The 21265-nt window shown below is 64.4% G+C and carries 21 protein-coding genes; 8 read left to right on the forward strand and 13 right to left on the reverse strand.

Features of this window, described 5'->3' with window-relative positions:
• Nucleotides 1–116: 116 nt before the first annotated feature.
• A complete protein-coding gene (locus ACXAJT_RS18900) occupies nucleotides 117–1556 on the reverse strand; it encodes an aldehyde dehydrogenase family protein (RefSeq protein ID WP_475237600.1) in 1440 nt (479 codons plus the stop codon).
• A 158-nt stretch (nucleotides 1557–1714) separates the two neighbouring features.
• Between ACXAJT_RS18900 and ACXAJT_RS18905 the strand changes: the two genes are divergently transcribed.
• Together ACXAJT_RS18905 and ACXAJT_RS18910 are read left to right on the forward strand one after the other, a co-directional pair.
• Entirely contained in the window at nucleotides 1715–2368 is a 654-nt protein-coding gene (locus ACXAJT_RS18905) for a peroxiredoxin (RefSeq protein ID WP_475237601.1), read from the forward strand.
• Between the two features lie 246 nt (nucleotides 2369–2614).
• Complete coding sequence (locus tag ACXAJT_RS18910) at nucleotides 2615–4207, forward strand: mechanosensitive ion channel family protein (RefSeq protein WP_475237602.1); 1593 nt, start codon at nucleotides 2615–2617, stop codon at nucleotides 4205–4207.
• A gap of 36 nt (nucleotides 4208–4243) precedes the next feature.
• Here the strand turns inward: ACXAJT_RS18910 and ACXAJT_RS18915 are convergent, their stop codons facing one another.
• The gene (locus tag ACXAJT_RS18915) at nucleotides 4244–5866 is read right to left on the reverse strand and encodes an MFS transporter (protein WP_475237603.1); all 1623 of its coding nucleotides are present in this window, start codon (nucleotides 5864–5866) and stop codon (nucleotides 4244–4246) included.
• Nucleotides 5867–6287: 421 nt separating this feature from the next.
• The gene (glyA, locus tag ACXAJT_RS18920; RefSeq protein ID WP_475237604.1) at nucleotides 6288–7583 is read right to left on the reverse strand and encodes a serine hydroxymethyltransferase; all 1296 of its coding nucleotides are present in this window, start codon (nucleotides 7581–7583) and stop codon (nucleotides 6288–6290) included.
• Nucleotides 7584–7776: 193 nt separating this feature from the next.
• On the opposite strand from glyA, the gene ACXAJT_RS18925 reads away from it, so the two are divergent.
• Nucleotides 7777–8538 (forward strand): NAD kinase, encoded by a 762-nt coding sequence (locus ACXAJT_RS18925; RefSeq protein ID WP_475237605.1) that lies wholly within the window; start codon nucleotides 7777–7779, stop codon nucleotides 8536–8538.
• 82 nt (nucleotides 8539–8620) lie between these two features.
• Nucleotides 8621–9004 (forward strand): SMU1112c/YaeR family gloxylase I-like metalloprotein, encoded by a 384-nt coding sequence (gene gloA2, locus ACXAJT_RS18930; protein WP_475237606.1) that lies wholly within the window; start codon nucleotides 8621–8623, stop codon nucleotides 9002–9004.
• A gap of 173 nt (nucleotides 9005–9177) precedes the next feature.
• Here the strand turns inward: gloA2 and nqrF are convergent, their stop codons facing one another.
• Genes nqrF through ACXAJT_RS18960 form a run of 6 tightly spaced genes read right to left on the reverse strand, consistent with a single transcriptional unit; the run spans nucleotide 9178 to nucleotide 15030 of the window.
• The gene (nqrF, locus tag ACXAJT_RS18935; protein WP_475237607.1) at nucleotides 9178–10401 is read right to left on the reverse strand and encodes an NADH:ubiquinone reductase (Na(+)-transporting) subunit F; all 1224 of its coding nucleotides are present in this window, start codon (nucleotides 10399–10401) and stop codon (nucleotides 9178–9180) included.
• An 18-nt stretch (nucleotides 10402–10419) separates the two neighbouring features.
• Nucleotides 10420–11028, reverse strand: coding sequence for an NADH:ubiquinone reductase (Na(+)-transporting) subunit E (gene nqrE, locus ACXAJT_RS18940; RefSeq protein WP_475237608.1), 609 nt, complete (start codon nucleotides 11026–11028; stop codon nucleotides 10420–10422).
• Nucleotides 11028–11681 (reverse strand): NADH:ubiquinone reductase (Na(+)-transporting) subunit D, encoded by a 654-nt coding sequence (locus ACXAJT_RS18945; protein ID WP_475237609.1) that lies wholly within the window; start codon nucleotides 11679–11681, stop codon nucleotides 11028–11030. The genes nqrE and ACXAJT_RS18945 overlap by 1 nt, the downstream gene beginning before the upstream one ends.
• A complete protein-coding gene (locus tag ACXAJT_RS18950) occupies nucleotides 11681–12490 on the reverse strand; it encodes a Na(+)-translocating NADH-quinone reductase subunit C (protein ID WP_475237610.1) in 810 nt (269 codons plus the stop codon). The genes ACXAJT_RS18945 and ACXAJT_RS18950 overlap by 1 nt, the downstream gene beginning before the upstream one ends.
• Nucleotides 12483–13682, reverse strand: coding sequence for an NADH:ubiquinone reductase (Na(+)-transporting) subunit B (locus ACXAJT_RS18955; RefSeq protein WP_475237611.1), 1200 nt, complete (start codon nucleotides 13680–13682; stop codon nucleotides 12483–12485). Before ACXAJT_RS18955 ends, ACXAJT_RS18950 begins: the two co-directional genes overlap by 8 nt.
• Before the next feature lie 4 nt (nucleotides 13683–13686).
• Entirely contained in the window at nucleotides 13687–15030 is a 1344-nt protein-coding gene (locus ACXAJT_RS18960) for a Na(+)-translocating NADH-quinone reductase subunit A (RefSeq protein ID WP_475237612.1), read from the reverse strand.
• A 203-nt stretch (nucleotides 15031–15233) separates the two neighbouring features.
• Here ACXAJT_RS18960 and ACXAJT_RS18965 point away from each other — a divergent pair, with 203 nt between their 5' ends.
• From ACXAJT_RS18965 to argC, 3 genes are all read left to right on the forward strand, one after another.
• Nucleotides 15234–16223 carry an FAD:protein FMN transferase gene (locus ACXAJT_RS18965; RefSeq protein WP_475237752.1) on the forward strand — a complete coding sequence of 330 codons (990 nt, stop codon included), beginning with the start codon at nucleotides 15234–15236 and terminating at the stop codon, nucleotides 16221–16223.
• 36 nt (nucleotides 16224–16259) lie between these two features.
• The gene (gene nqrM / locus ACXAJT_RS18970; RefSeq protein WP_475237613.1) at nucleotides 16260–16508 is read left to right on the forward strand and encodes a (Na+)-NQR maturation NqrM; all 249 of its coding nucleotides are present in this window, start codon (nucleotides 16260–16262) and stop codon (nucleotides 16506–16508) included.
• A 407-nt stretch (nucleotides 16509–16915) separates the two neighbouring features.
• Nucleotides 16916–17893 (forward strand): N-acetyl-gamma-glutamyl-phosphate reductase, encoded by a 978-nt coding sequence (argC, locus tag ACXAJT_RS18975; protein ID WP_475237614.1) that lies wholly within the window; start codon nucleotides 16916–16918, stop codon nucleotides 17891–17893.
• A 71-nt stretch (nucleotides 17894–17964) separates the two neighbouring features.
• Here the strand turns inward: argC and ACXAJT_RS18980 are convergent, their stop codons facing one another.
• On the reverse strand, nucleotides 17965–18147 hold the full coding sequence (locus ACXAJT_RS18980) for a hypothetical protein (RefSeq protein WP_475237615.1): 183 nt from the start codon (nucleotides 18145–18147) through the stop codon (nucleotides 17965–17967).
• A gap of 80 nt (nucleotides 18148–18227) precedes the next feature.
• On the opposite strand from ACXAJT_RS18980, the gene ACXAJT_RS18985 reads away from it, so the two are divergent.
• Complete coding sequence (locus ACXAJT_RS18985) at nucleotides 18228–18749, forward strand: CBS domain-containing protein (protein WP_475237616.1); 522 nt, start codon at nucleotides 18228–18230, stop codon at nucleotides 18747–18749.
• Between the two features lie 55 nt (nucleotides 18750–18804).
• Here ACXAJT_RS18985 and ACXAJT_RS18990 read toward each other — a convergent pair whose 3' ends face one another.
• From ACXAJT_RS18990 to ACXAJT_RS19000, 3 genes are read right to left on the reverse strand one after another with little or no spacing between them, the layout of a single operon-like run.
• Entirely contained in the window at nucleotides 18805–19479 is a 675-nt protein-coding gene (locus ACXAJT_RS18990) for a DUF1028 domain-containing protein (protein WP_475237617.1), read from the reverse strand.
• A gap of 6 nt (nucleotides 19480–19485) precedes the next feature.
• Nucleotides 19486–19911 (reverse strand): RidA family protein, encoded by a 426-nt coding sequence (locus ACXAJT_RS18995; RefSeq protein ID WP_475237618.1) that lies wholly within the window; start codon nucleotides 19909–19911, stop codon nucleotides 19486–19488.
• Nucleotides 19912–19926: 15 nt separating this feature from the next.
• Entirely contained in the window at nucleotides 19927–21210 is a 1284-nt protein-coding gene (locus tag ACXAJT_RS19000; protein ID WP_475237619.1) for a flavin-containing monooxygenase, read from the reverse strand.
• Nucleotides 21211–21265 lie beyond the last annotated feature (55 nt).

Raw genomic sequence — 21265 nt, forward strand, 5'->3', positions numbered from 1 at the left:
TTTGCCCGCTTTCGTTGCCCAACAACTCTTCTTGTGGGAGTCGCCCAAAGAAAGAAAAAGGTGTGTTTCTTGGGGGGGCTCCCCCGCTGTGAGTATTTCTTGGAAAGATGAAAGGGTTATTCGGCGGCCCAGCCGCTGACCGATTTCACCTCGAGGAAGTCTAGGATGCCGAAGCTGCCGCCCTCGCGCCCATTGCCCGACTGCTTCATGCCCCCGAAGGGCGCGCCCGCAGCGCGGCCCGTGCCATTGTTCTGCACCATGCCCGAGCGCAGCTGACGCGACAGGCGGTTCACCCGCGCGGCGTCTTGGCTCTGCACGTAGTTGGTCAGGCCGTAGGGCGTGTCGTTGGCGATGCGCACCGCGTCCTCTTCGGTCTCGAACTTCATCAGCGACAGCACCGGGCCGAAGATCTCTTCACGCGCGATGGTCATCTCGGGGGTCACATCGGCGAACACCGTGGGCCGAACGTAGAACCCCTTGTTGAGCCCCTCCGGACGGCCAAGGCCGCCAGCCACGAGGCGCGCACCTTCGTTGATACCGGTCTGGATGAGGTCTTGGATCTTCGTCCATTGCACCTCGTTCACCACCGGGCCGATGTGATCGCCCTCGTCCTGCGGCGGGCCCACCTTCACCGCGTCGGCTGTCTGTGCCGCCTGCTCGACCGCGCTGTCGTAGAAGGCGGCCTCGACCATCATACGCGAGGGCGCGTTGCAGCTCTGGCCGGAGTTTTCCATCATGTGCAGCACGCCGCGCGTCACCGCCTCGGGATCGGCATCGGCAAAGACGAGGTTCGCGCCCTTGCCGCCCAGTTCGAGGTGCACGCGCTTGAGCGTGTCGGCCGCGGCCTTGGAGATCGCCCGGCCCGCGCGGGTCGAGCCGGTGAAGCTGACCATATCCACATCCGGATGCGACGAGAGCTGCGCACCAACGCCCGCGCCATCACCGTTGACGAGGTTGAACACGCCCTTGGGGAAGCCCGCCGCATCCATCATCTCGGCAAAGAGGATGGCGTCGAGCGGGCTCTCCTCGGAAGGCTTCAGCACCATGGTGCAGCCCGCCACGGCGGCGGCGCCGACCTTCAGCGTGATCTGGTTCATCGGCCAGTTCCACGGGGTGATCAGCGCCGCGACGCCCACCGCCTCATGGATGATCCGGTGCTCGGGGGTATCCGCGCGCAGAGCATGCTCGAAGGGGAACTCCTTGGCGGCGCGGATGAAGTTGGTAAGGTGGAAGGTGCCCGCCCCGACCTGCGAAGCGCGTGACAGCGAGATCGGTGCGCCCATCTCAAGCGTCATCGCCTGCGCCATCTCCTCGGCGCGCGCCTTGTAGACCTCGAGCAGCTTCTCGACATAGCCGATGCGCTCTGCCACAGGCAGCGCCATCCAGCCCGGCAGCGCCGCTTTGGCCGCCGCGACGGCGGCGTCCGTGTCGGCCTGATCGCCCAGCGAGATGACGGCGCAGGGCTCTTCCGTGGCGGGGTTGACCACCGCGTGGTCGCGCGGCGTTGCCGGGTTTACCCATTGGCCGTCGATGTAGAACTGGCGCGTTTCGATCATGATGCTCTCCGCAATTCTGAATTTGATCAAATTCTCCCTGGCCGCACAGTGTCACCGCGCCGCGCCCGCTGCAAGCGGGCTCTTTACATCAAGACATGCGGACGTATCTATTTCGCGAGACCAAAAGCCGTTCACTCGGACAGGAAAGGAACATTCCCATGGCTCTGCGTATCAACGACACCATCCCGAACCTTCACGTGGTTACCGATCAGGGCGAGGTCGACCTGCACGACTGGATCGGCGACAGCTGGGCGATCCTCTTCTCGCACCCCAAGGACTTCACCCCTGTCTGCACCACCGAGTTCGGCGCGGTCGCGCAGCTGGCGGATGAATGGGCCAAGCGCGGCACCAAGGTGATCGGCGTCTCGGTCGACGGCGTCGAGGATCACAAGAAATGGAAGGGCGACATCGAGAGCGTTGCAGGCACCGCTGCTGGTTTTCCGATCATCGCCGACGAAGGTTTGGAAGTGTCGAAAGCTTTCGACATGCTGCCCGCCGAAGCCTATCTGCCCGACGGCCGCACCCCGGCCGACAGCGCCACGGTGCGCTCTGTCTTCATCATCGCGCCCGACAAGACCCTGAAGCTGTCGATGACCTACCCGATGACCATCGGTCGCAACTTCGGCGAAGTGCTGCGCGCGCTGGATGCGCTGCAGCTGACCTACGGCGCGCCGATCGCGACACCGGCGAACTGGCAGGTCGGAGAGGACGTGGTTGTGGCCACCTCGCTCGACAACGAGCAGGCCGCCGAGAAATACGGCGAGCTGGACATCAAGCTGCCCTACCTGCGCTTCGCCAAGAACCCCGGCTGAGCCGCGGCCCAAAGCGGCACTGGAGACAACGAGCACCCGGCGGACCTTCCGCCGGGTGTTTCTTTTGCAAGCGCAGCTTTATGCAACGCGGGCGCCGCACCGAAGTGCTTTCTCTCGCTTAGTGCGAAGGCCAAGAGCCTCAAACGCGCTTGGGTGGTGTTTCGCCGCCGATGTCCTGCTAAACTCGCTTAAAGACTTTTTGAACCCCACCAATCCTTTGAAATCACGACTTGAATCGAGGCCTTTATGCCGCGCGACATACTGCCATTTCTTCGCATTCTTCTACTTTCTCTGACCGCCTGCTTCGCCACGACCGCCGACGCGCAGGAAACCGCCGACACGCCGTCCGAGGCAGCGGCCGAGACGCCCGAAGCGCCGCCCACCCCCGTGGAACAGATCATCGAAAGCGCCGAAGAGCGGGGCAGTCAGGCGGCGATCACCCGGCCGGACGTCCTGTCCGCAGCCGGGGCTGCAGACGCGCCGCTGGCGCCGGAAAGCGACGCTGCCCTGCTCAGCGCGTTGACCGATCCGTCGATCTCTGCAGACGAACTGGCGCTGCGCACGCTTCCCCTGACCGTCGCCGAGTTATCGCAGTTGGCGCAGGCGTGGGAACGGATCGCCAAGGGCATGACCAAGGCGGTGGTTCAGGAACAGTTGGCCGTGAACACCCGCGAGGCCAACGGCGAGGAGGTCCCGCGCGAACGGCTGACCCAACTCGTCGAGTTCCGCAACGACGCGTTCGACAACCTCAGCACCGTGGTCGGCGCGCTGGAGGCGAAGGGCGGAGACGAGGCCGAGGTGGCCGGGTATCGCGCCTATCGCGGTGCCATCCACGTCGACGAGACCCAGCGCGCCGACTGGCGCACGCTGCTGGCGCAGGCCGCGAACTGGGCGACGGACGAGGACGGCGGGCTGCAGCTGGCGCTGCGTGTGGCGGTGATCGTCGGCTCGCTGCTGGCCCTGCTGATCATCGCCCGGGCCGTGCGCGGCGTGGCGCGGCGGGCACTGTCGCGGGTGCCGGACCTGTCGAAACTGCTGCAGGCCTTCATCGTCATGGTGATCTACTGGCTGACCATCGCCTTTGGACTGATGATTGTGCTGAGCGCGCTGGGGATCGATGTCACCCCGCTCTTCGCACTGGTCGGCGGTGCGTCCTTCATCATCGCTTTTGCGATGCAGGACACATTGGGCAATCTCGCCGCGGGGTTGATGATCATGATCAACCGCCCCTTCGATGAGGGCGATTACGTCACCGTCGCCGGCACCGGCGGCACGGTGCAATCGGTGTCGATCGTCTCCACCACCGTGGTCACGCCCGACAATCAGGTGATCGTCATTCCGAACTCGAAGGTCTGGGGCGATGTCATCACCAATGTCACCGCCAGCGATACCCGCCGCGTCGATTTCACCTTTGGCATCGGCTACGGCGACTCCATCGAAAAGGCGCAGGAGGTGCTCGAGAAGGTGGTCGCCGAACATCCACTGATCCTCGACGACCCGGCTCCGGTGATCCGGGTCAACGCACTTGGCGCCAGCTCGGTGGACTTCATCTGCCGCCCTTGGGTCAATGTCGAGGATTACTGGACCGTCTATTGGGATCTCACCCGGCAGGTGAAAGAGGCTTTCGACCGCGAGGGCATCTCGATCCCCTTCCCGCAGACCGACATGCACGTGCATATGGCCAAGCCCGGCGGCGCTCTGCCCTTCTCGGAAGAGACCGCGCCGGCTGCGGCGTCCACCGCGCCCGAGGAAGGCACGCCATATCACGCGCGCGAGGACCGGGTGACCTCCTTCCGGCGCGGCGACGAGGGCTATGACGACAACGATGACAACACGTAGTGTTGGCGCGGCGCGCCGCTGTGGCGCGCCGCCGGTTCAGATGTTGAAATCGTAGACGCCGCTGCGGCGCCGCGGGATCGACTGGCGCTCGATCATCCGGCGGGTGTGCGGCCGTTCCGGCCCGCGATGCAGCGCCATCAGCCGCTCGAACGTGCCGCCATCGGCCTTGGTGCGGCGGGTGTTGTGGCGGATGTACTCGACCCAAGTGGGCACGTGGTACGTCTCCTCCCACAGTCGCGGATCTTCGAGATCGCGCATCAGCACCCAGTTCTGCGCCCCGTCACGGATGCGCACACGGCGCCGCTCGGCCATGATTTCCAAAAACTCGGGCACATCGTCCGGGTCGATCTCGAACTCGGTCGAGGCAACGATCGGGCCGCTGCGCATTTTCAGGTCGAGATGTAGCTCCGGTGCTTTGAACCGGTCGAGTGGCGACAGATCGAGATCGCTGTATTCCGGCAGCGGCATCCTGAAGCCCACCACTGCAGCGATGGCCAGCAGCACTGCCGCGCCCGTGAGCGCGGTGCCCAGCCCCCAGCCATCCGAGACAGAGCCCCAGACCCAGCTGCCCGCCGCCATGCCGCCAAAGCTGGCCGACTGGTAAAGCGCGATCGCCCGGCCCACCACCCAGCGCGGCGTCGAGAGCTGCACCGTCACATTGAACAGCGACAGCGCCACCGTCCATGCCATGCCGTTGAGCAGCAGCGCTGGCAGGCAGAGCAGCAGCGTCGGCGCAACGGCGAGGATCGAGGTGCCGATCACCGCCGCCAGCGCCGCCACCCGGACCAGATGCTCATTGTCGAAGCGGTCGCGCAGCCGGGCATTGTTGAGCGCGCCGATCACAGCGCCGACGCCGAAGCAGCCCAGCATGATGCCGAAGGTCGAGGCGTCGCCGCCCAATCTCTCATGCGCAATGAGCGGCAGCAGCGACAGCACAGCAACTGAGCCGGACCCAAAGAGGAAGGCGCGCGCCATGACGTTCATCAAGTTCGGCGACATGGCGACGTAGCGCAGCCCCGAGCCCACCGCGAGACGCATCGGCTCGGGCGGCAGTGAACTGTCCGGCGGCGGCGACTTCCAGCGCCAGAGCACGGCGATCATCGGCACATAGCTCACCGCGTTGAGCGCGAAGGCCGCCGCGGCGCCCGCCACGGCGACGATAATGCCGCCGATCGCCGGACCGATCGAGCGCATGGCGTTGAAGGCCATGGAGTTCAGTGCCACCGCCGACGGCAGGTCGTTGCGCGGCACAATGTCCCCCAGCGAGGCCTGCCAAGACGGGTTGAAGAAGGTCGAGCCGGTGCCGATCAGGAAGGTCAGCACCAGCAGCAGCCACGGCGTCAGCAAATCGAACCACGCCAGCGAGCACAGCAGCGCCGCCGAGGCCATCATGAACAGTTGCGCCCCGATCATTACCCTGCGGCGGTCGAAATTGTCGGCCAGCGTGCCAGCAAACACCGCGAACAACATGGTCGGCACCGTCACCCCAGCCTGGACCAGCGCCACCATGGCGTCGCTGTCGGAAATCTGCGTCATCATCCAACCCGCGCCAACCGATTGCACGAGCGTGCCAAGGTTGGAGGCCATCGAGGCGGTCCAACGGGCGCGAAAGGCGGGAATGCGCAGGACTGTGAGGGGCGAGGCGGATTTGGTGGGCATATGGCTCGGGGGCTGGTCGCCGGCCCGGGGGAGCGACAGGGATACGGGCCTGCCGCCAAGGTAGAGCGGTTTTTCCCCGCGTCGCCAAGGGGGCTGGCGGAAAATAGATGCAGGGCGCATGTATTTGCCGAGCAGGCCGTGCAGCGCACGGACGCAGCTCTGCCCGTGGGCCAGCGCGGCGGTGACAGCGGCCCACATTATTTCAGCCCCCCATGAGCCGAAAAAACTCGCGCTCCGGCGCCAAAGCACCAGCCCGCCCAGCACGCCGAAGGCACAGAGCTCGAAATGGCGCCACCATCGGGACGACCGGCCGACCCTTGTCCGACGGCCTCTGGCCTTGGCTACGAGCAACAAGGCGCAATGCCCAAGCGAAAAGGGCGGACCTTGCGGCCCGCCCCTCAATCTCTCGACGATCCGAAGCTCAGAGCGACGGGTAGATCGGGAAGCCCTTGAGGAATGCCTCGACTTCACCTTTCACCTTGGCCTCGACCTCGGCGTTGCCCTCTTCACCGTTGGCAGCCAGACCGTCGACGACCTCAATGATCCAGTCGGCGATCTTGCGGAATTCCGCCTCGCCGAAGCCGCGGGTGGTGCCGGCGGGCGAGCCAAGGCGGATGCCCGAGGTCACGGTCGGCTTTTCCGGGTCGAACGGCACACCGTTCTTGTTGCAGGTGATGTGTGCGCGGCCCAGAGCCTTCTCGGTGGCGTTGCCCTTCACGCCCTTGGGGCGCAGGTCAACGAGCACCACGTGGGTGTCGGTGCCGTGGGTCACCGTGTCGAGGCCACCCTTGATCAGCTGGTCCGACAGCGCCTGAGCGTTGGCGATCACCTGCTTGGCGTAGTCCTTGAACTCGGGGCGCAGCGCCTCGCCGAAGGCCACGGCCTTGCCGGCGATGACATGCATCAGCGGGCCGCCCTGAATGCCGGGGAAGATCGCCGAGTTGACCTTCTTGGCGATCGCCTCGTCGTTGGTCAGGATCATGCCGCCGCGCGGGCCGCGCAGGGTCTTGTGGGTGGTGGTGGTCACCACATGCGCATGCGGGAAGGGCGACGGATGCTCGCCCGCCGCCACGAGGCCGGCGAAGTGCGCCATGTCGACGTGCAGGTAAGCGCCGACGCTGTCGGCGATCTCGCGCATCTTGGCAAAATCGATCTGGCGCGGGATGGCGGAGCCGCCGGCGATGATCAGCTTGGGCTGGTGCTCTTTCGCCAGTTCGGCAACCTGATCGTAGTCCAGCAGGTTGTCCTGCTTGCGCACGCCGTATTGCACCGCGTTGAACCACTTGCCCGACTGGTTCGGACGCGCGCCATGGGTCAGGTGGCCGCCCGCGTCGAGGCTCATGCCGAGGATCGTGTCACCCGGCTGGATCAGCGCGGTGAACACACCTTGGTTCGCCTGCGAGCCCGAGTTCGGCTGCACGTTGGCGAAGTCACAGCCGAACAGCTGCTTGGCGCGGTCGATGGCGAGGTTTTCCGCCACGTCGACCCAGTCACAGCCGCCATAGTAGCGTTTGCCCGGGTAGCCTTCGGCGTATTTGTTGGTCAGCACCGAACCCTGCGCCTGCATGACGGCATGGGAGACGATGTTCTCGGACGCGATCAGTTCGATCTCGTCCCGCTGGCGGCCAAGCTCGCCGGTGATGGCTGCGAAAAGTTCGGGATCACGCGACGAAAGCTCTTCAGTGAAGAAGCCGGTGTCATTGGGCGCTGCGGTCATGGGCAAGCCTCCGGAGTGTCAAGGATTCGAGTTCCGCGGCCTGAGTAAAGGAAACCGCGCGTAACGCAAAGATGTCAAAGCGACAGCTTGCGTTTCTCTTGCGCCCTCTCTGGCGGCCCGGGAAAACTTGTGATTGTTTCGGAACGTCCCGCCAGGGACAGGAAACCACAGGACACCCAAGGCCCATGTCCCCATGTCACTGAGAATTGCCTTCTGCGCCTCGCGCGCGCCCATCGCGCAGGCCGCCCACGCCGCGTTGAGCAATCGCTACGGCGACCACGCCGAGCAGGGCGCCGATGTGATCGTGGCGCTGGGGGGGGACGGGTTCATGCTGCAGACGCTGCACCGCACGCAGGAACTCAACGTGCCCGTCTACGGCATGAACCGCGGCACGGTGGGGTTTTTGATGAACGCCTATTCCGAGCACGGGCTGGAAGAGCGCCTGCGCGAAGCCGAAGAAGCGGTGATCAACCCATTGTCGATGCGCGCCACAACGCTCGACGGCACCATCAAAGAGGCGCTGGCGATCAACGAAGTCTCGCTGCTGCGTACCGGCCCGCAGGCGGCGCGGCTGGCGATCCACGTCGACGGCAAGCTGCGCCTTCCGGAACTGGTCTGCGACGGGGCACTGCTGGCCACGCCGGCCGGTTCGACCGCCTACAACTACTCCGCCCACGGGCCGATCCTGCCGATCGGATCGGAGGTTCTGGCGATGACCGCTGTCGCTGCCTTTCGTCCGCGCCGCTGGCGCGGCGCGCTGCTGCCCAAGGCGGCAGAGGTTTCCTTCGAGGTGCTGGAGCACGAAAAGCGCCCGGTCATGGCCGAGGCCGACAGCCAGTCGGTGCGCGACGTGGTGCGCGTTGATATCCGCTCCGAGCCCAATGTCGCTCACCGCGTCATGTTCGACCCCGGTCACGGCCTGGAAGAGCGTCTGATCCGCGAACAGTTCGTCTGAAGCCAAAGCCAGACGGGACCCGTCTCTGTCGGTTGCTATAAAGGCGGCGCCCCTACCCTACCGACCCTTCGGGAGACAAAGAATGATCGAAGGCCTGCACCATGTCGCGCTGATCTGCGGCGACTACGCGAAAAGCCGCGCGTTCTATGTCAATCTTCTGGGGCTGACGGTGATCGCAGAAACCCACCGCGCCGAACGTGACAGCTGGAAACTCGATCTGGCGGTGCCCGGCGGCGGCCAGCTGGAGCTTTTCAGCTTTCCCAATCCGCCCGAGCGGGTGTCACGCCCTGAGGCCAAAGGCCTGCGCCATCTCGCCTTTACCGTCGCTGACATAGAGGCGGCGGTCGCACGGCTGGAGGCGCACGGCGTCGACGTGGAGCCCCTACGCAGAGATGACCTCACGGGCAGGCGGTTCACCTTCTTTGCCGATCCGGACGGGCTGCCGCTCGAACTTTACGAGCGCTGACCACGCCCCTTGCCACAGCCGCGGCTCCCGCCGCCGCAGCCTTCAAGGGCCGGCGCCCCAAGACCCGTTTGGAAACTTTCGCCCTAGTGTTTCGCCGCACCCGCCCCTCGGCCTGAGACCAAGCAAAGAAAAAGGGGGCCAAGGCCCCCTCTTCCGTGATCTGTCCGCCCGGCTTAGCCGCCGAAGTCGTCGAGCATGATGTCCTCACGGTCCACGCCCAGATCAAGCAGCATGTTGATCACCGACTGGTTCATGATGGGCGGGCCGCACATGTAGAACTCGCAGTCCTCGGGGTTCGGGTGGTCCTTGAGGTACTCTTCATAGAGCACGTTGTGGATGAAGCCGGTGTAGCCTTTCCACTCGTCCTCGGGCAGCGCATCCGACAGAGCGACGTGCCATTCGAAGTTCTCGAACTCTTCGGCCAGTTGGTCGAAGTCCTCCACGAAGAACATCTCGCGCTTCGAGCGGGCACCGTACCAGAAGGTGATCTTCCGGTCGCGGTTCTCGAGCCGCTTGAGCTGATCGAAGATGTGCGAGCGCATGGGCGCCATGCCCGCGCCGCCGCCGATGAAGACCATTTCCTTCTTGGTGTCGCGGGCGAAGAACTCGCCGAACGGACCCGAGATGGTGACCTTGTCGCCGGGTTTGAGGTTGAAGATGTACGACGACATCTGCCCCGGCGGAATGCCGGTCGAACCCGGAGGCGGCGAGGCCACACGCACGTTGAGCATGATCAGCCCCTTTTCATCGGGGTAGTTCGCCATCGAATAGGCGCGCTCGATCGGCTCGTCGACGGTGGACTCGTACTGCCAGAGGTTAAACTTGTCCCAGTCGGGGCGGTATTCCTCGGCAACGTCGAAGTCCTTGTAGGACAGCTTGTGCGCGGGCGCCTCGATCTGGATGTAGCCACCGGCGCGGAAGTTGACGTCTTCGCCTTCGGGCAGTTCCAGCACGAGGTTCTTGATGAAGGTCGCGACGTTGTCGTTGGAACGCACGGTGCATTCCCACTTCTTGACGCCGAAGACCTCTTCGGGAACCTCGATCTCCATGTCCTGCTTGACCGCGACCTGACACGACAAGCGGTCGCCGCAGGAGGCCTCACGCTTGGTGATGTGCGATTCCTCGGTGGGCAGGATCGACCCGCCGCCCGAATGGATACGCACGCGGCACTGCGCGCAGGTGCCACCACCGCCACAGGCCGACGGCACGAACAGTTTCTGTCCGGCGAGGGTCTGCAGCAGCTTGCCGCCGGCGGGGACCGAGATGGTCTTTTCGCCGTTGATGGTGATGTTGACGTTGCCCGAAGACACCAGCCGCGAGCGTGCCGCGATGATGATGGTCACCAGCGCGATCACGATCAGGGTGAACAGGATGACGCCTAGGCTGAATGTTTCCATTGTTCGTTGCCCCCTGCCTCAGAGATTCACGCCGCTGAAGGACATGAAGGCCAGCGCCATGAGTCCCGCGGAGATGAAGGTGATGCCGAGACCCTGCAGCCCGTCGGGGATGTCGGAGTACTTCAGCTTTTCGCGCACGCCGGCCATGGCGGTGATCGCCAGAGCCCAGCCGAAGCCCGAAGAGATGCCGTAGGTGGCGGCTTCGGGGAAATCGTAGGCGCGTTCGACCATGAACAGCGAGCCACCCAAAATGGCGCAGTTCACCGTGATCAGCGGCAGGAACACACCCAGCGCGTTGTAGAGCGGCGGGAAGTACTTATCGAGCACCATCTCGAGGATCTGCACCAGCGCGGCGATCACCCCGATGTAGGAGATCAGGCCAAGGAAGGTCAGGTCCACGTTGGGAAAACCGGCCCATGCCAGCGCGCCCGGCGCCAGCAGGTAGTTCAGGATCAGGTTGTTGGCGGGCACGGTGATGGTCTGCACGATCATCACCGAAATACCGAGGCCGATCGCCGTCGAGATCTTCTTCGACACGGCGATGAAGGTACACATGCCGAGGAAGAACGACAGCGCGAGGTTCTCGACAAAGATGGCCTTTACGGCGAGAGAGACGAGACCTTCCATCAGTGCGCCTCCGCGGTCTGGATCTTATATTCACGCTCTTCGACCTGACCCGGCTTCCACGTGCGGATCGCCCAGATCAGCAGGCCGATGACGAAGAAGGCCGAGGGCGGCAGCAGCAGCAGGCCGTTGGGCACGTACCAGCCACCATTGTTCACCGTCTCCATGATGGTGATGCCGAACAGCGAGCCCGAGCCGAACAACTCGCGGATAAAGCCGACAATCATCAGGATCAGCCCGTAGCCGAGACCGTTGCCGATGCCGTCGACAAAGCTTGCCACCGGCGGGTTGCTCATGGCGAAGGCTTCGGCGCGGCCCATCACGATGCAGTTGGTGATGATCAGGCCGACGAAAACCGACAGCGTCTTGGAGATCTCGTAGGCATAGGCCTTCAGCACCTGATCCACGAGGATTACGAGGCTGGCGATGATCACCATCTGCACGATGATCCGGATCGAGCCCGGGATCTGGTTGCGCAGCATCGAGATGAACAGCGACGAGAAGCCCGTCACCAAGGTCACCGCCAGAGCCATGACAAAGGCCACGCTCAGCGACGAGGTCACCGCAAGAGCCGAGCAGATGCCCAGCACCTGCAGGGTGATCGGGTTGTTGTCGACCAGCGGATCGACAAGTTGCGATTGGCGTTTGTGAGCCATCAGATCTCTCCTGCCTTCAGCCGCTCGAGGAACGGGCCGTAGCCCTGTTCACCCATCCAGAAGCGGACAAGGTTGTCGACACCGCGCGAGGTCAGGGTCGCCCCGGCCAGCGCATCGATATAGTACTCGCGGCCCGCCGCCGGCGGCTGCTTGGCCACGGTGATTTGCAGATCGCCGTCTTCGTCGCGCAGCTTCTTGCCGTTCCAAAGGGCTTTCCAGCGCGGGTTGTCCACCTCGGCGCCAAGGCCGGGCGTCTCGCCGTGCTGGTAGAACTGCAGACCGAAGATGTCGTTGCCGTTCTCTTCCAGCGCGATGAAACCGTAGAGGGTCGACCACAGGCCGTAGCCTTCGATCGGCAGGATCACCTTGTCGATGGCCCCGTCCTCGGTGCGCAGGATGTAGATCATGCGGAACGCCTGCATCTGCCCGCCGAGCCCTGCCGGATCTTCGTCGAGCGCACGGATGATCGCCGGATCACCGGTGGCAGCAAGCTGGTCGAAGGTGTCGATCTCGAACTGATCGGTGAACTCACCGGTCGACAGGTCGAGCACATGCGGCTCCATCGATTCGAAGGCCTCGGCGACGCTGATGTTGGGATCGTAGACCCCGGCCACCTGCAACACGTTCGACTGCTTGTCGCGCAGCTGGTTGGCCTCCTGCACCGGGCGCAGCGACACCGCCGCAGCCGAGACGATCATCGAGGCCACGAGACACAGCACCACGGCCACCGTCACGGTCTTCGGCACCGAGTCGTTCGGCATGTCGAGGAAACGGCGGATCATGCCTTTGTTCGCGTTGGTGTCAGACATTGCGCTTGGCCCTCCGTTTGATGTTGGCCTGGACGACGAAGTAGTCGATCAGCGGCGCGAACACGTTGCCGAACAGGATCGCAAGCATCATCCCCTCGGGGAACGCCGGGTTCACGACACGGATCATCACAACCATGAAACCGATCAGTGCGCCGTAGATGTAGCGACCCATGTTGGTGTGGCTGGCCGACACCGGCTCGGTCACCATGAACACGAGGCCGAAGGCGTAGCCACCGATCACCAGATGCCAGTACCACGGCATCGCGAACATCGGGTTGCTGTCCGAGCCGATCAGGTTGAGCAGCGTCGAAAAGGCGATCATGCCGCCCAGACAGCCGACGATCAGCCGCCAGTTGGCGATCTTCGTGGTCAGCAGGAACGCGAGGCCGATCAGACAGGCCAGCGTCGAGGTCTCGCCGAACGAGCCTTGGATGGTGCCGAGGAACGCGTCGATCCAGTCGATGCCGCGCTCGGGCAGCGCTGCCGGGCCGTCGCTGGCGCCGATCGCCAGCGCGGTGGCGCCGGAAAAGCCGTCCACCGGGGTCCAGATGCTGTCACCGGACATCTGCGCCGGATAGGCGAAGTATAGGAACGCCCGTCCGACCAGCGCCGGGTTGAGGAAGTTCTTACCGGTGCCGCCAAAGACTTCCTTGCCGATCACCACGCCAAAGATGATGCCAAGCGCGACCTGCCACAGCGGTGCAGAAGCCGGCATGATGAGGGTGTAGAGCATCGAGGTGACGAGGAAGCCCTCGTTCACCTCGTGGCCGCGCACGACCGCGAAGATCACCTCGAAGATGCCGCCCGCGATCAGCGTGACGATATAGATCGGCAGGAAATACAGCAGGCCATGCAGGATGTTGGCCAGCGGGTTGGACGGGTTGAACCCGATGCCGAGCGTGTCGATGATCCACGCGCGCCAGCCCGATGCGCCGTACTCGGCGATCGCCATGTTGGTCTGCAGACCGGTGTTGTACATGCCGAAGAGGATGCAGGGGATGGTCGCCAACACCACATAGGTCATGATCCGCTTCATGTCGATGTACGAACGGGCATGCGGCGCGGCGGTGGTCACCGTCTTCGGGGTATAGATGAAACTTTCCACCATCTCGTAGATGGGGAAGTATTTCTCGAAGCGACCGCCCTTCAGGAATTGCGGCTCGATCCGATCAAAGAAATTGCGCAGACCCAAGGCCTTACCCCTCCTTCTCGATCTTGGTGAGGCTGTCGCGCAGGGCGATGCCATATTCGTATTTGGCCGGGCAGGCAAAGCCGCAGAGGCCAAGGTCCTCTTCATCCAGCTCCAGCGCGCCAAGCGCCTGCGCCGTGTCGGTGTCCATCACCAGCAGCGCGCGCAGCAGCTGAGTCGGCAGGAAGTCCTGCGGCATCAGCTTTTCGAAAGTGCCGATCGGCACCATGGCGCGGCGTCCGCCGTTGAGGTTCGAGGTCAACGCGTAGAGCTTCTTGGTAAAGGCCGAACCGAGCACCGGCTGAACCGCGAATTTCGACGGCATCGGACGAATCCAGCCCATCGGAATCTGCTCGTGGTCTTCCTTGATCAGCGTGATCTGGCGCGCGTAGCGGCCAAGATAGGCGGTCGGCCCCTCACCGGCGTGACCGCTGAGAATCGAGCCGGAGATGATCCGCACGGGCGTGTCCGTTTTCAGATCATCGCCCAGCAGATCGGTCATCGAAGCACCGGCGATGGTCCGCACGAGGCGCGGGCGGCTGCACAGCGGCCCCGACAGCGCGATGGTGCGCGACGAATCAAGCTTCCCGGTCTCCAGCAGTTTCCCGATGGAAATCACGTCGTGGTAGCCGATGCTCCACACGGTCTTCGCGGCCGACGGCGGCTCGAGAAAGTGCATGTGCGTCCCAGCCAGCCCCGAGGGGTGCGGACCGGAAAACCCTGCGGCGGTGATTCCGGGCAGGTCTGCGCCGGGCACGTCCTTGCCGATCTCCTGACACAGGTAGGTGTTGCCCTCGGTCAGCAGGGTGATCGCCTGCAGGCCGCGGGCGAAGGCGGCGCTGTCCTCGGCGATGATCGCGGCGGCGTCGCCCGACAGCGGCTCGCTGTCCATCGCGGTCACAAAGATCGCGGCGGGCTTGGTGTCTGCAGCGGGCACCTTCGAGTAGGGACGGGTGCGGAAAGAGGTCCACAGGCCCGACGCGCACAGACGCTCGGTCAGACCGGCCGCAGTGGTCGCATCCCCGACAGAGGAGAAGTCCACCGGCTCGGCTGCACTCGGGTCAACTTCGATCTCAACGCTGATCAGCACGCGGCGGGCGCCACGGTTGATCGCCTTGATTCGGCCAGACACCGGTGCGGTGACCTGTACTTCGGGCGTGTCCTTATGGGCGAAGATCGGCGCGCCGGCGGCGATTGCATCGCCCTCCTGAACCGCCAGTCTCGGCTTCAAACCGATGTAATCCTGCCCCAGAACTGCAACGGTCCGGACCGCTGCACCGTCTTCGATTCCGCCTTCGGGTGTCCCCAGCACCGGGACATCGAGACCTTTTCTCAACGTATATTGCTGCACGTCGCTTCGTCCTGTCCATTTTCCGGCAGCCTTATGCGCTGCAACGCAGCAGTTTGGAAGAGTTTGACGAGAAAGTTTCCAATTTAATATTGAATCACCCGCCAAAACGGCTCAGAAGCCCTTTGTCTCATCGTCGACCCAACAGTTTCTTGCGGAGATCCCGGATGAACCCTCTGACCTTTTCTCGCCGTAGCTTCCTCGTGATGCCTTTTGCATTGGCAGCGTGCAAGAAAGGGTGGTCCGTGCTCGAACTCTCCGGCCTCACCATGGGCACGAGCTACTCGATCGCCGCCATCGACCACAGCAACAAGATCGACAAGGCCGAGCTGCAGCAGGCCGTGGACGCCAGCCTTGCAAAGGTGAACACGCAGATGTCGAACTGGGACACCAGCTCAGAAATCTCGCGTTTCAACGCCGCGGGCGCCACCGACAACTTCGCCGTGTCGCACGAAGTGGCGCACGTGATGAAGGCCGCGCAGGACATCAACGCCGCCACCGATGGCCGCTTCGATGTCACCGTCGGCCCGCTGCTTGATCTGTGGGGCTTCGGCGCTGGCAAAACCCGCTCGGACATGCCCAGCGATTCGGAAATCGCACAGGCGCTGGCCTGCTGCGGTCAGGCACAATCGGTGAACGTCGGCGATCGTGCGCTGCAAAAGATGCGCCCCGAAGCGGAAGTCTACCTGTCGGCCATCGGCAAGGGCTTCGGCATCGACCAAGTGGCACGCACGCTGGCCGATTTCGGCATCACCGACTACATGGTCGAAGTCGGCGGCGATCTCTACACTGCCGGCAAGAACCCCGACGGCCAGCCGTGGCACATTGGCATCGAGACGCCCGAAGTGTTCAACCGCGGCGTTCAGCAGGTCGTGGCCGTGTCGGACATGGGCATGGCAACCTCGGGCGATTACCGCAACTTCTTCGACTACGAAGGCAAGCGCTACTCGCACATCATCGACGCCACCACCGGTCGCCCGGTCACCCACAACACCGCCTCGGTGACCGTGATGACCGAGAACGCCATGCTGGCCGATGCGTGGGCGACCGCCCTGCTGGTTCTGGGCCGCGAGCGTGGTCTCGAGATCGCAAATGAACGTGATATGGCCGCGCTGTTCATTGATCGTGCGGGCGAAGCGGGCGACAAAGGCTTCGAACTGACGCCGAGCAAGCGCTTCACCGCGCTGCAGGCCTGAGCCTGAACCGCCGCAACCGCTGAAAGGGGGACCGCCGTGTCGACCTTTATCCTTGCTTTCGGACTTCTGATGATCGTGATGCTGGGCATGGCGCTCGGCGTCATTCTCAACGGGCGCACGATCAAGGGCAGCTGCGGCGGGCTCAACGCGATCGCCGACGCCGATCACTGCGTCGTCTGCAAGCAGGAGATCGATCCCGACAGCCCGCTGCGCGACCGGCTGCATTGTCCGAAAGCCCGCAAGATGCTCGAGGACATGGAGCGCGAAGAACGCGCCGCGACCTGAGCGTCACTTTGATCGTGATCTGTTTTGCGCCGGCCCCGTGGCCGGCGTTTTCATGTCTTGCAGCCGGTCGGCGACGTTGACGCAGCGGTCGCCGCCCAGCCGGGCACGGATTCATTGCCTCCAAAACCCACGAACGGGCGCCGCGGGGCCAACGACCGCTTGACCAAACGCCCGGTCCCCGACATTTCATCAGACCATGTTCGGGATCCAAACCTTCTCTGATCGACGTCGACGCCGCATCCAAGCGGCGGCTCTTCGGGCTGCGCGTCGATCAGTGGCCTTTGGCGTGGCCCCCGGCTCTTTGTAAAAGGCCGATCGCCGGATCACCCTCGACCCGCGTTTTCCGAACCCCCGCAGCCCTCGGCTCCGGGGGCTTTGTATTTTGCGCACCTTGGAAGGATACCATCATGAGCATTCGCGTCGGCATTGTCGGCATCAGCGGTTTCGGCGGCGGCGAAGCGCTGCGACTGATCGCCAGCCATCCCTCATTCGAACTGGTCTACGCCGCGGGCGACAGCAGCGCCGGCAGCCGATTGATCGACCGCTTCCCCGGCGTGCCGCTCAAACTGGCGGGTCTGGTGATTGAAAAATGGGAGCCAGAAGCGCTGCCAAAGCTCGATCTGCTCTTCGCGTCGCTGCCAACCGGCACCTCTGCCGAGACGCTGGCGCGCGTGCCCGAAACGGTCAAGATTGTCGATATCGGCGGGGATCACCGCTACGCCGCGGGGTGGGCCTATGGCTTGGCCGACGTCTGGCCAGAGCGGATCAAAGGCCGCAGCCGCATCGCAAATCCCGGCTGCTTCCCTGTCGCGACGCTGACGGCCTTGGCACCGCTGCTAACCGCCGGGCTGATCCAGCCCGATCACATCGTGGTCGATGCCAAGACCGGCATTTCAGGCGCCGGGCGTGGCGGCGCCGACAGCCGCTTCGGCTACGCCGAAAGCAACGAGAACCTGCAACCCTATGGCCTGCTCAGACATGTGCATATGCCCGAGATGGAGACGACCATCGCGACGCTCGGCGGCGGCAGCGCCGAGGGGCTGGTGTTCACGCCGCATCTGGTGCCGATGACCCGCGGCCTGCTGGTGACGGTCTATTGCCGCGGCAGCGCCAGCACCGAGCAGTGTTTTGATGCGGCCCGCAGCTTCTACGCTGATCGGCCATTCGCCAGGGTCGCTGACAGGCCGCCGCAGACCAAATGGGCAACAGGTTCGAATCTGGCAATGGTCAGCTATGCCGCCGATCCGGCGCGCAATCTGGTGATCGCGATGGGCGTGGTGGACAATCTCGGCAAGGGGGCGGCGGGGCACGCGGTGCAAAACGCGAACCTGATGTGCGGGTTACCTGAAACGTCCGGTCTCGAAGGCGCGCCGGTCTGGCCGTAACCGGCGGTTGAGGAGCTGCGCCGCGCCCGAAAATCCCTTCGGGCGTGGCCGCGCATGCAAACGTGAGGGGCTCAGACCCCGGTCAGCGGCGTCAGCCCAAGCACCAGCAGGCAGACCGCCGCGACCACGCCAAACAGCCACAATTGCCAGCGCGGCCCCTCTGCCTTCCACACGCTGCGATAGCGGTATCCCGCAAGACAGGCGATCACGAAGATCACCGTGGCACTGGCCGGTGACAGCGTAAACTCGGGCATGGGGCGCAGCTCTCCGTCAGAATGCGTTTACAGGTGCGCTGATTGCACTAACCTTAGAGAGGTTCAAGGAGGGGAGCATTATGCCCGCATCATACAAGCCTCATACACGCGACGACGACGGTCACGAAAAGACTCATAGCCAATCGGTGGAAACCAACCTCTCTGCCGCCGAAGCGACGGTGGGCCATGTCATGGACACCAAGACCGGCGATCTCTACTGGGTGCAGCCGCAGGAGACCATTGCCGATGCGGTGAAAGTGCTGCGCGACAAGCGCATCGGCGCGCTGCTGGTGAAGAACCCGCAGGGCGAACTGGTCGGCATCCTGTCCGAGCGTGACATCGTCCGCCAACTCGCCGACACACCCGGCGGCACGCTGCCGCAGACCGTGGCCGACCTGATGACCACCGACCTCGAGACCTGCGGTCGCGACGAGTCGCTGGTGCGTGTGCTGCGCCGGATGACCGATGGACGATTCCGCCATCTGCCAGTTCTGGAAGACGGCGCGCTGATCGGCATGGTCTCGATTGGCGACGTGGTGAACTATCGCCTGACCGCGCTCGAATTTGAGGCGCTGCAACTCAAGCAGTTGATCGTCGGCTGACCCTCCGGCGTCCGCGCCTATCGGCAAGGCGGCGCGTGGCCGCCCTGCCCTTCTCTCATTCGTCGCCCGGTACGCCGTAAGACGGCGCCTCGCGCGGGTCGAGAGCGCGTTGCACGTAGGCATCCATCTGCGGCTTGTAGACCTCCCAAGCCTTGGCGACCGCCGCGATCGGGCAGTCTTCGGTCCAGTCGCAGCGCAGGTCGGCGACCGGCCACGCCACCGTGTCGACGATCTTCATGCCCGCAGAATGCACCGGCCCGGCCTCTCCGCCCGCCGCCAACCCGGCGCGCAGCGCGGCGATCAGCCGGTCGCCGATGTGACCCGCCGCGCCCAGGTAGCCATCCACCATCGCCTCGGGCACGCTGTCATTGGCCAGCAGATTGCCACCTGCCGCTGCGTTCTCGGCCTGTGCCTGCGTCCAGATGCCCAGCGAGTTCGGGCCGGAATGAATCGCCGTGCGGCCCTCGGCATCCACAGCAAGCACCTGCCGGTATTCGATGAACTGGCCGCGCGCCCGCACCTCTTCCACCGCCTCCGGCGCGGATTTTCCGGCTTCCATCAGGTCCAGCGCCAGCGGCCCGAGCGAAGGATCGGTGACGTTCTGCGAGGCCACGGCACCCACTCCGGCGCGGGCATAGGAACAGCGCGCCGCCACGGCGGGAGACGATGACGAGATCACCAGACCGAACATGCCGGTCTCAGGACAGCGGGCAACAAGCGAAAAAGTCATGCGGGATCAGGCCTTGAAGTCGTGGGGAATGACCGCGGTCGCCTCGATCTCGACCAGCCAATCGGGACGCGCCAGCGCCGTCACGACCAGCCCGGTCGACACCGGATACACCCCTTTGATGTATTCTCCCATCGTCCGGTAGACCGCCTCGCGGTTGCGCACGTCGGTCAGGAAGACCTGCACGCGGCAGACATGCTCCATCGCGCCGCCGCACTCCTCCATCAGCTGCCGGATGTTCTGCATGACCTTATGGGTCTGCTCGACCGGGTCATGGCTCTCGATGTTCTTGGCATCATCGAGGTTCTGCGGGCACTGGCCGCGCAGGAACACCATCTTGCCCTCGGCGACCACCGCCTGACACAGGTCGTTGTCGAGATTCTGCTCGGGGTAGGTGTCTTTGGTGTTGAACTTGCGAATGCGGGTATGAGCCATCTGGCGCTCCGTTGGTTATTCCGCGGCCTTGCTGCCGCCGCCAAGGCCAAGGGCCATGGCATTATAGGTGTCATAGGTGTGCTGGATGGCGATCTGGTCGGCGATATGCTTGGCATCGTGCCAAACGCCCCAGATAAAGCTCGAGCCGCGCCGCGACAGCCACGGCAGTCCGACGAAGTAGAGCCCGCGTTCGGGCGACACACCACGCTGATGACGCGGGCGGCCTCTCTCGTCGAAGACGTCGAGCTCCATCCAGCCATAGTCCAGCGCATAGCCGGTCGCCCAGATGATGCTGCCCACCCCGGCACCCGCCAGATCAAGCGTCTCCAGCGGCGTCAGCATGCAATCGGGATCGGGCAGCAGCGCGCGGGCCTCGGGCTCTTCCGGCAGATCGAGCCCGTTGCGCACGACGAAATCGTCGGCTTTGTCGAGCATCGCGAGATAATCCGCATCCCCACTCTCGACGTTCGCGCGCAGATCGCCGGCGAAACGGATGCGACCGTCCGCATAGCTTTCGGTCCGGCCCACCAGCGTGATCCCTTCCGACGCGAGGCGGCGGAAATCAACGGTGCGCCCGCCCTCTGCGCCGCTGACGGCAATGGTGACATGCTCGGTGCCCGGTGCCGGGGCCTCGATGTCCCACAGGCCTAGGACGCCCAGCCACCAGACGAAATCCCGCCCGCGATAGCGCCGCGGCGGGCGACCGTGCGGCCCGACCGAGAGATAGACCTCGCGCCCCGCCCGGTTCAGCTCGTCGGCGATCTGCACCCCGGACGAGCCCGCGCCCACCACCAGCACGGCCCCGTCGGGCAATTGCTCCGGGTTGCGATAGCCGGCCGAGTGCATCTGCGTGACCGGCGCCTGCTGCGGCACCACGGGCGGAATCACCGGCGTCTGGAACGGGCCGGTTGCCGAGACCACGTTGCGCGCCTCGATCACCCCTTCCGAGGTTTCGACGCGAAAGCCCGCCTGCCCTGCCAGCCGCTGCAGCCGCGTCACCTCGACACCGCAGCGGATCGGCGCGTGCAGTTTTTCGGCGTAACGCTCGAAATAGCGGGCAACGTCGTCCTTGCCGACAAAGGCCTCGCCATCCCCGTCGAACTCCATGCCGGGAAAGCGATCGTGCCACGCCGGTCCATTGGCGACCAGCGAGTCCCAGCGCCCGGTGCGCCAGCGCTCGGCGATCCGATCCCGTTCCAGCACAAGATGCGGAATGCCCACGCGGCCCAAATGCTCGCTCATGGCCACCCCGGCCTGACCGGCGCCAATGACAAGCGTATCGATGGTTTCTGTGGGCATGTGATGTCCTTTGCTGGCGACGGGCCGATACTGCCGCTTCTATCGCTTGGGACGC

This window comes from Salipiger sp. ABF4_146, from assembly GCF_056161345.1.

Coding starts and splice junctions, on each gene's coding strand:
- ACXAJT_RS18900 (WP_475237600.1), bottom strand. CDS start 1,556: ATGATCGAAACGCGCCAGTTCTACATCGACGGCCAATGGGTAAACCCG.
- ACXAJT_RS18925 (WP_475237605.1), top strand. CDS start 7,777: ATGTCACTGAGAATTGCCTTCTGCGCCTCGCGCGCGCCCATCGCGCAG.
- ACXAJT_RS18995 (WP_475237618.1), bottom strand. CDS start 19,911: ATGGCTCATACCCGCATTCGCAAGTTCAACACCAAAGACACCTACCCC.
- ACXAJT_RS18915 (WP_475237603.1), bottom strand. CDS start 5,866: ATGCCCACCAAATCCGCCTCGCCCCTCACAGTCCTGCGCATTCCCGCC.
- glyA (WP_475237604.1), bottom strand. CDS start 7,583: ATGACCGCAGCGCCCAATGACACCGGCTTCTTCACTGAAGAGCTTTCG.
- ACXAJT_RS18945 (WP_475237609.1), bottom strand. CDS start 11,681: ATGGCTCACAAACGCCAATCGCAACTTGTCGATCCGCTGGTCGACAAC.
- ACXAJT_RS18950 (WP_475237610.1), bottom strand. CDS start 12,490: ATGTCTGACACCAACGCGAACAAAGGCATGATCCGCCGTTTCCTCGAC.
- nqrE (WP_475237608.1), bottom strand. CDS start 11,028: ATGGAAGGTCTCGTCTCTCTCGCCGTAAAGGCCATCTTTGTCGAGAAC.
- ACXAJT_RS18990 (WP_475237617.1), bottom strand. CDS start 19,479: ATGACTTTTTCGCTTGTTGCCCGCTGTCCTGAGACCGGCATGTTCGGT.
- ACXAJT_RS18980 (WP_475237615.1), bottom strand. CDS start 18,147: ATGCCCGAGTTTACGCTGTCACCGGCCAGTGCCACGGTGATCTTCGTG.
- ACXAJT_RS19000 (WP_475237619.1), bottom strand. CDS start 21,210: ATGCCCACAGAAACCATCGATACGCTTGTCATTGGCGCCGGTCAGGCC.
- gloA2 (WP_475237606.1), top strand. CDS start 8,621: ATGATCGAAGGCCTGCACCATGTCGCGCTGATCTGCGGCGACTACGCG.
- ACXAJT_RS18905 (WP_475237601.1), top strand. CDS start 1,715: ATGGCTCTGCGTATCAACGACACCATCCCGAACCTTCACGTGGTTACC.
- ACXAJT_RS18910 (WP_475237602.1), top strand. CDS start 2,615: ATGCCGCGCGACATACTGCCATTTCTTCGCATTCTTCTACTTTCTCTG.
- ACXAJT_RS18985 (WP_475237616.1), top strand. CDS start 18,228: ATGCCCGCATCATACAAGCCTCATACACGCGACGACGACGGTCACGAA.
- ACXAJT_RS18965 (WP_475237752.1), top strand. CDS start 15,234: ATGCCTTTTGCATTGGCAGCGTGCAAGAAAGGGTGGTCCGTGCTCGAA.
- argC (WP_475237614.1), top strand. CDS start 16,916: ATGAGCATTCGCGTCGGCATTGTCGGCATCAGCGGTTTCGGCGGCGGC.
- nqrF (WP_475237607.1), bottom strand. CDS start 10,401: ATGGAAACATTCAGCCTAGGCGTCATCCTGTTCACCCTGATCGTGATC.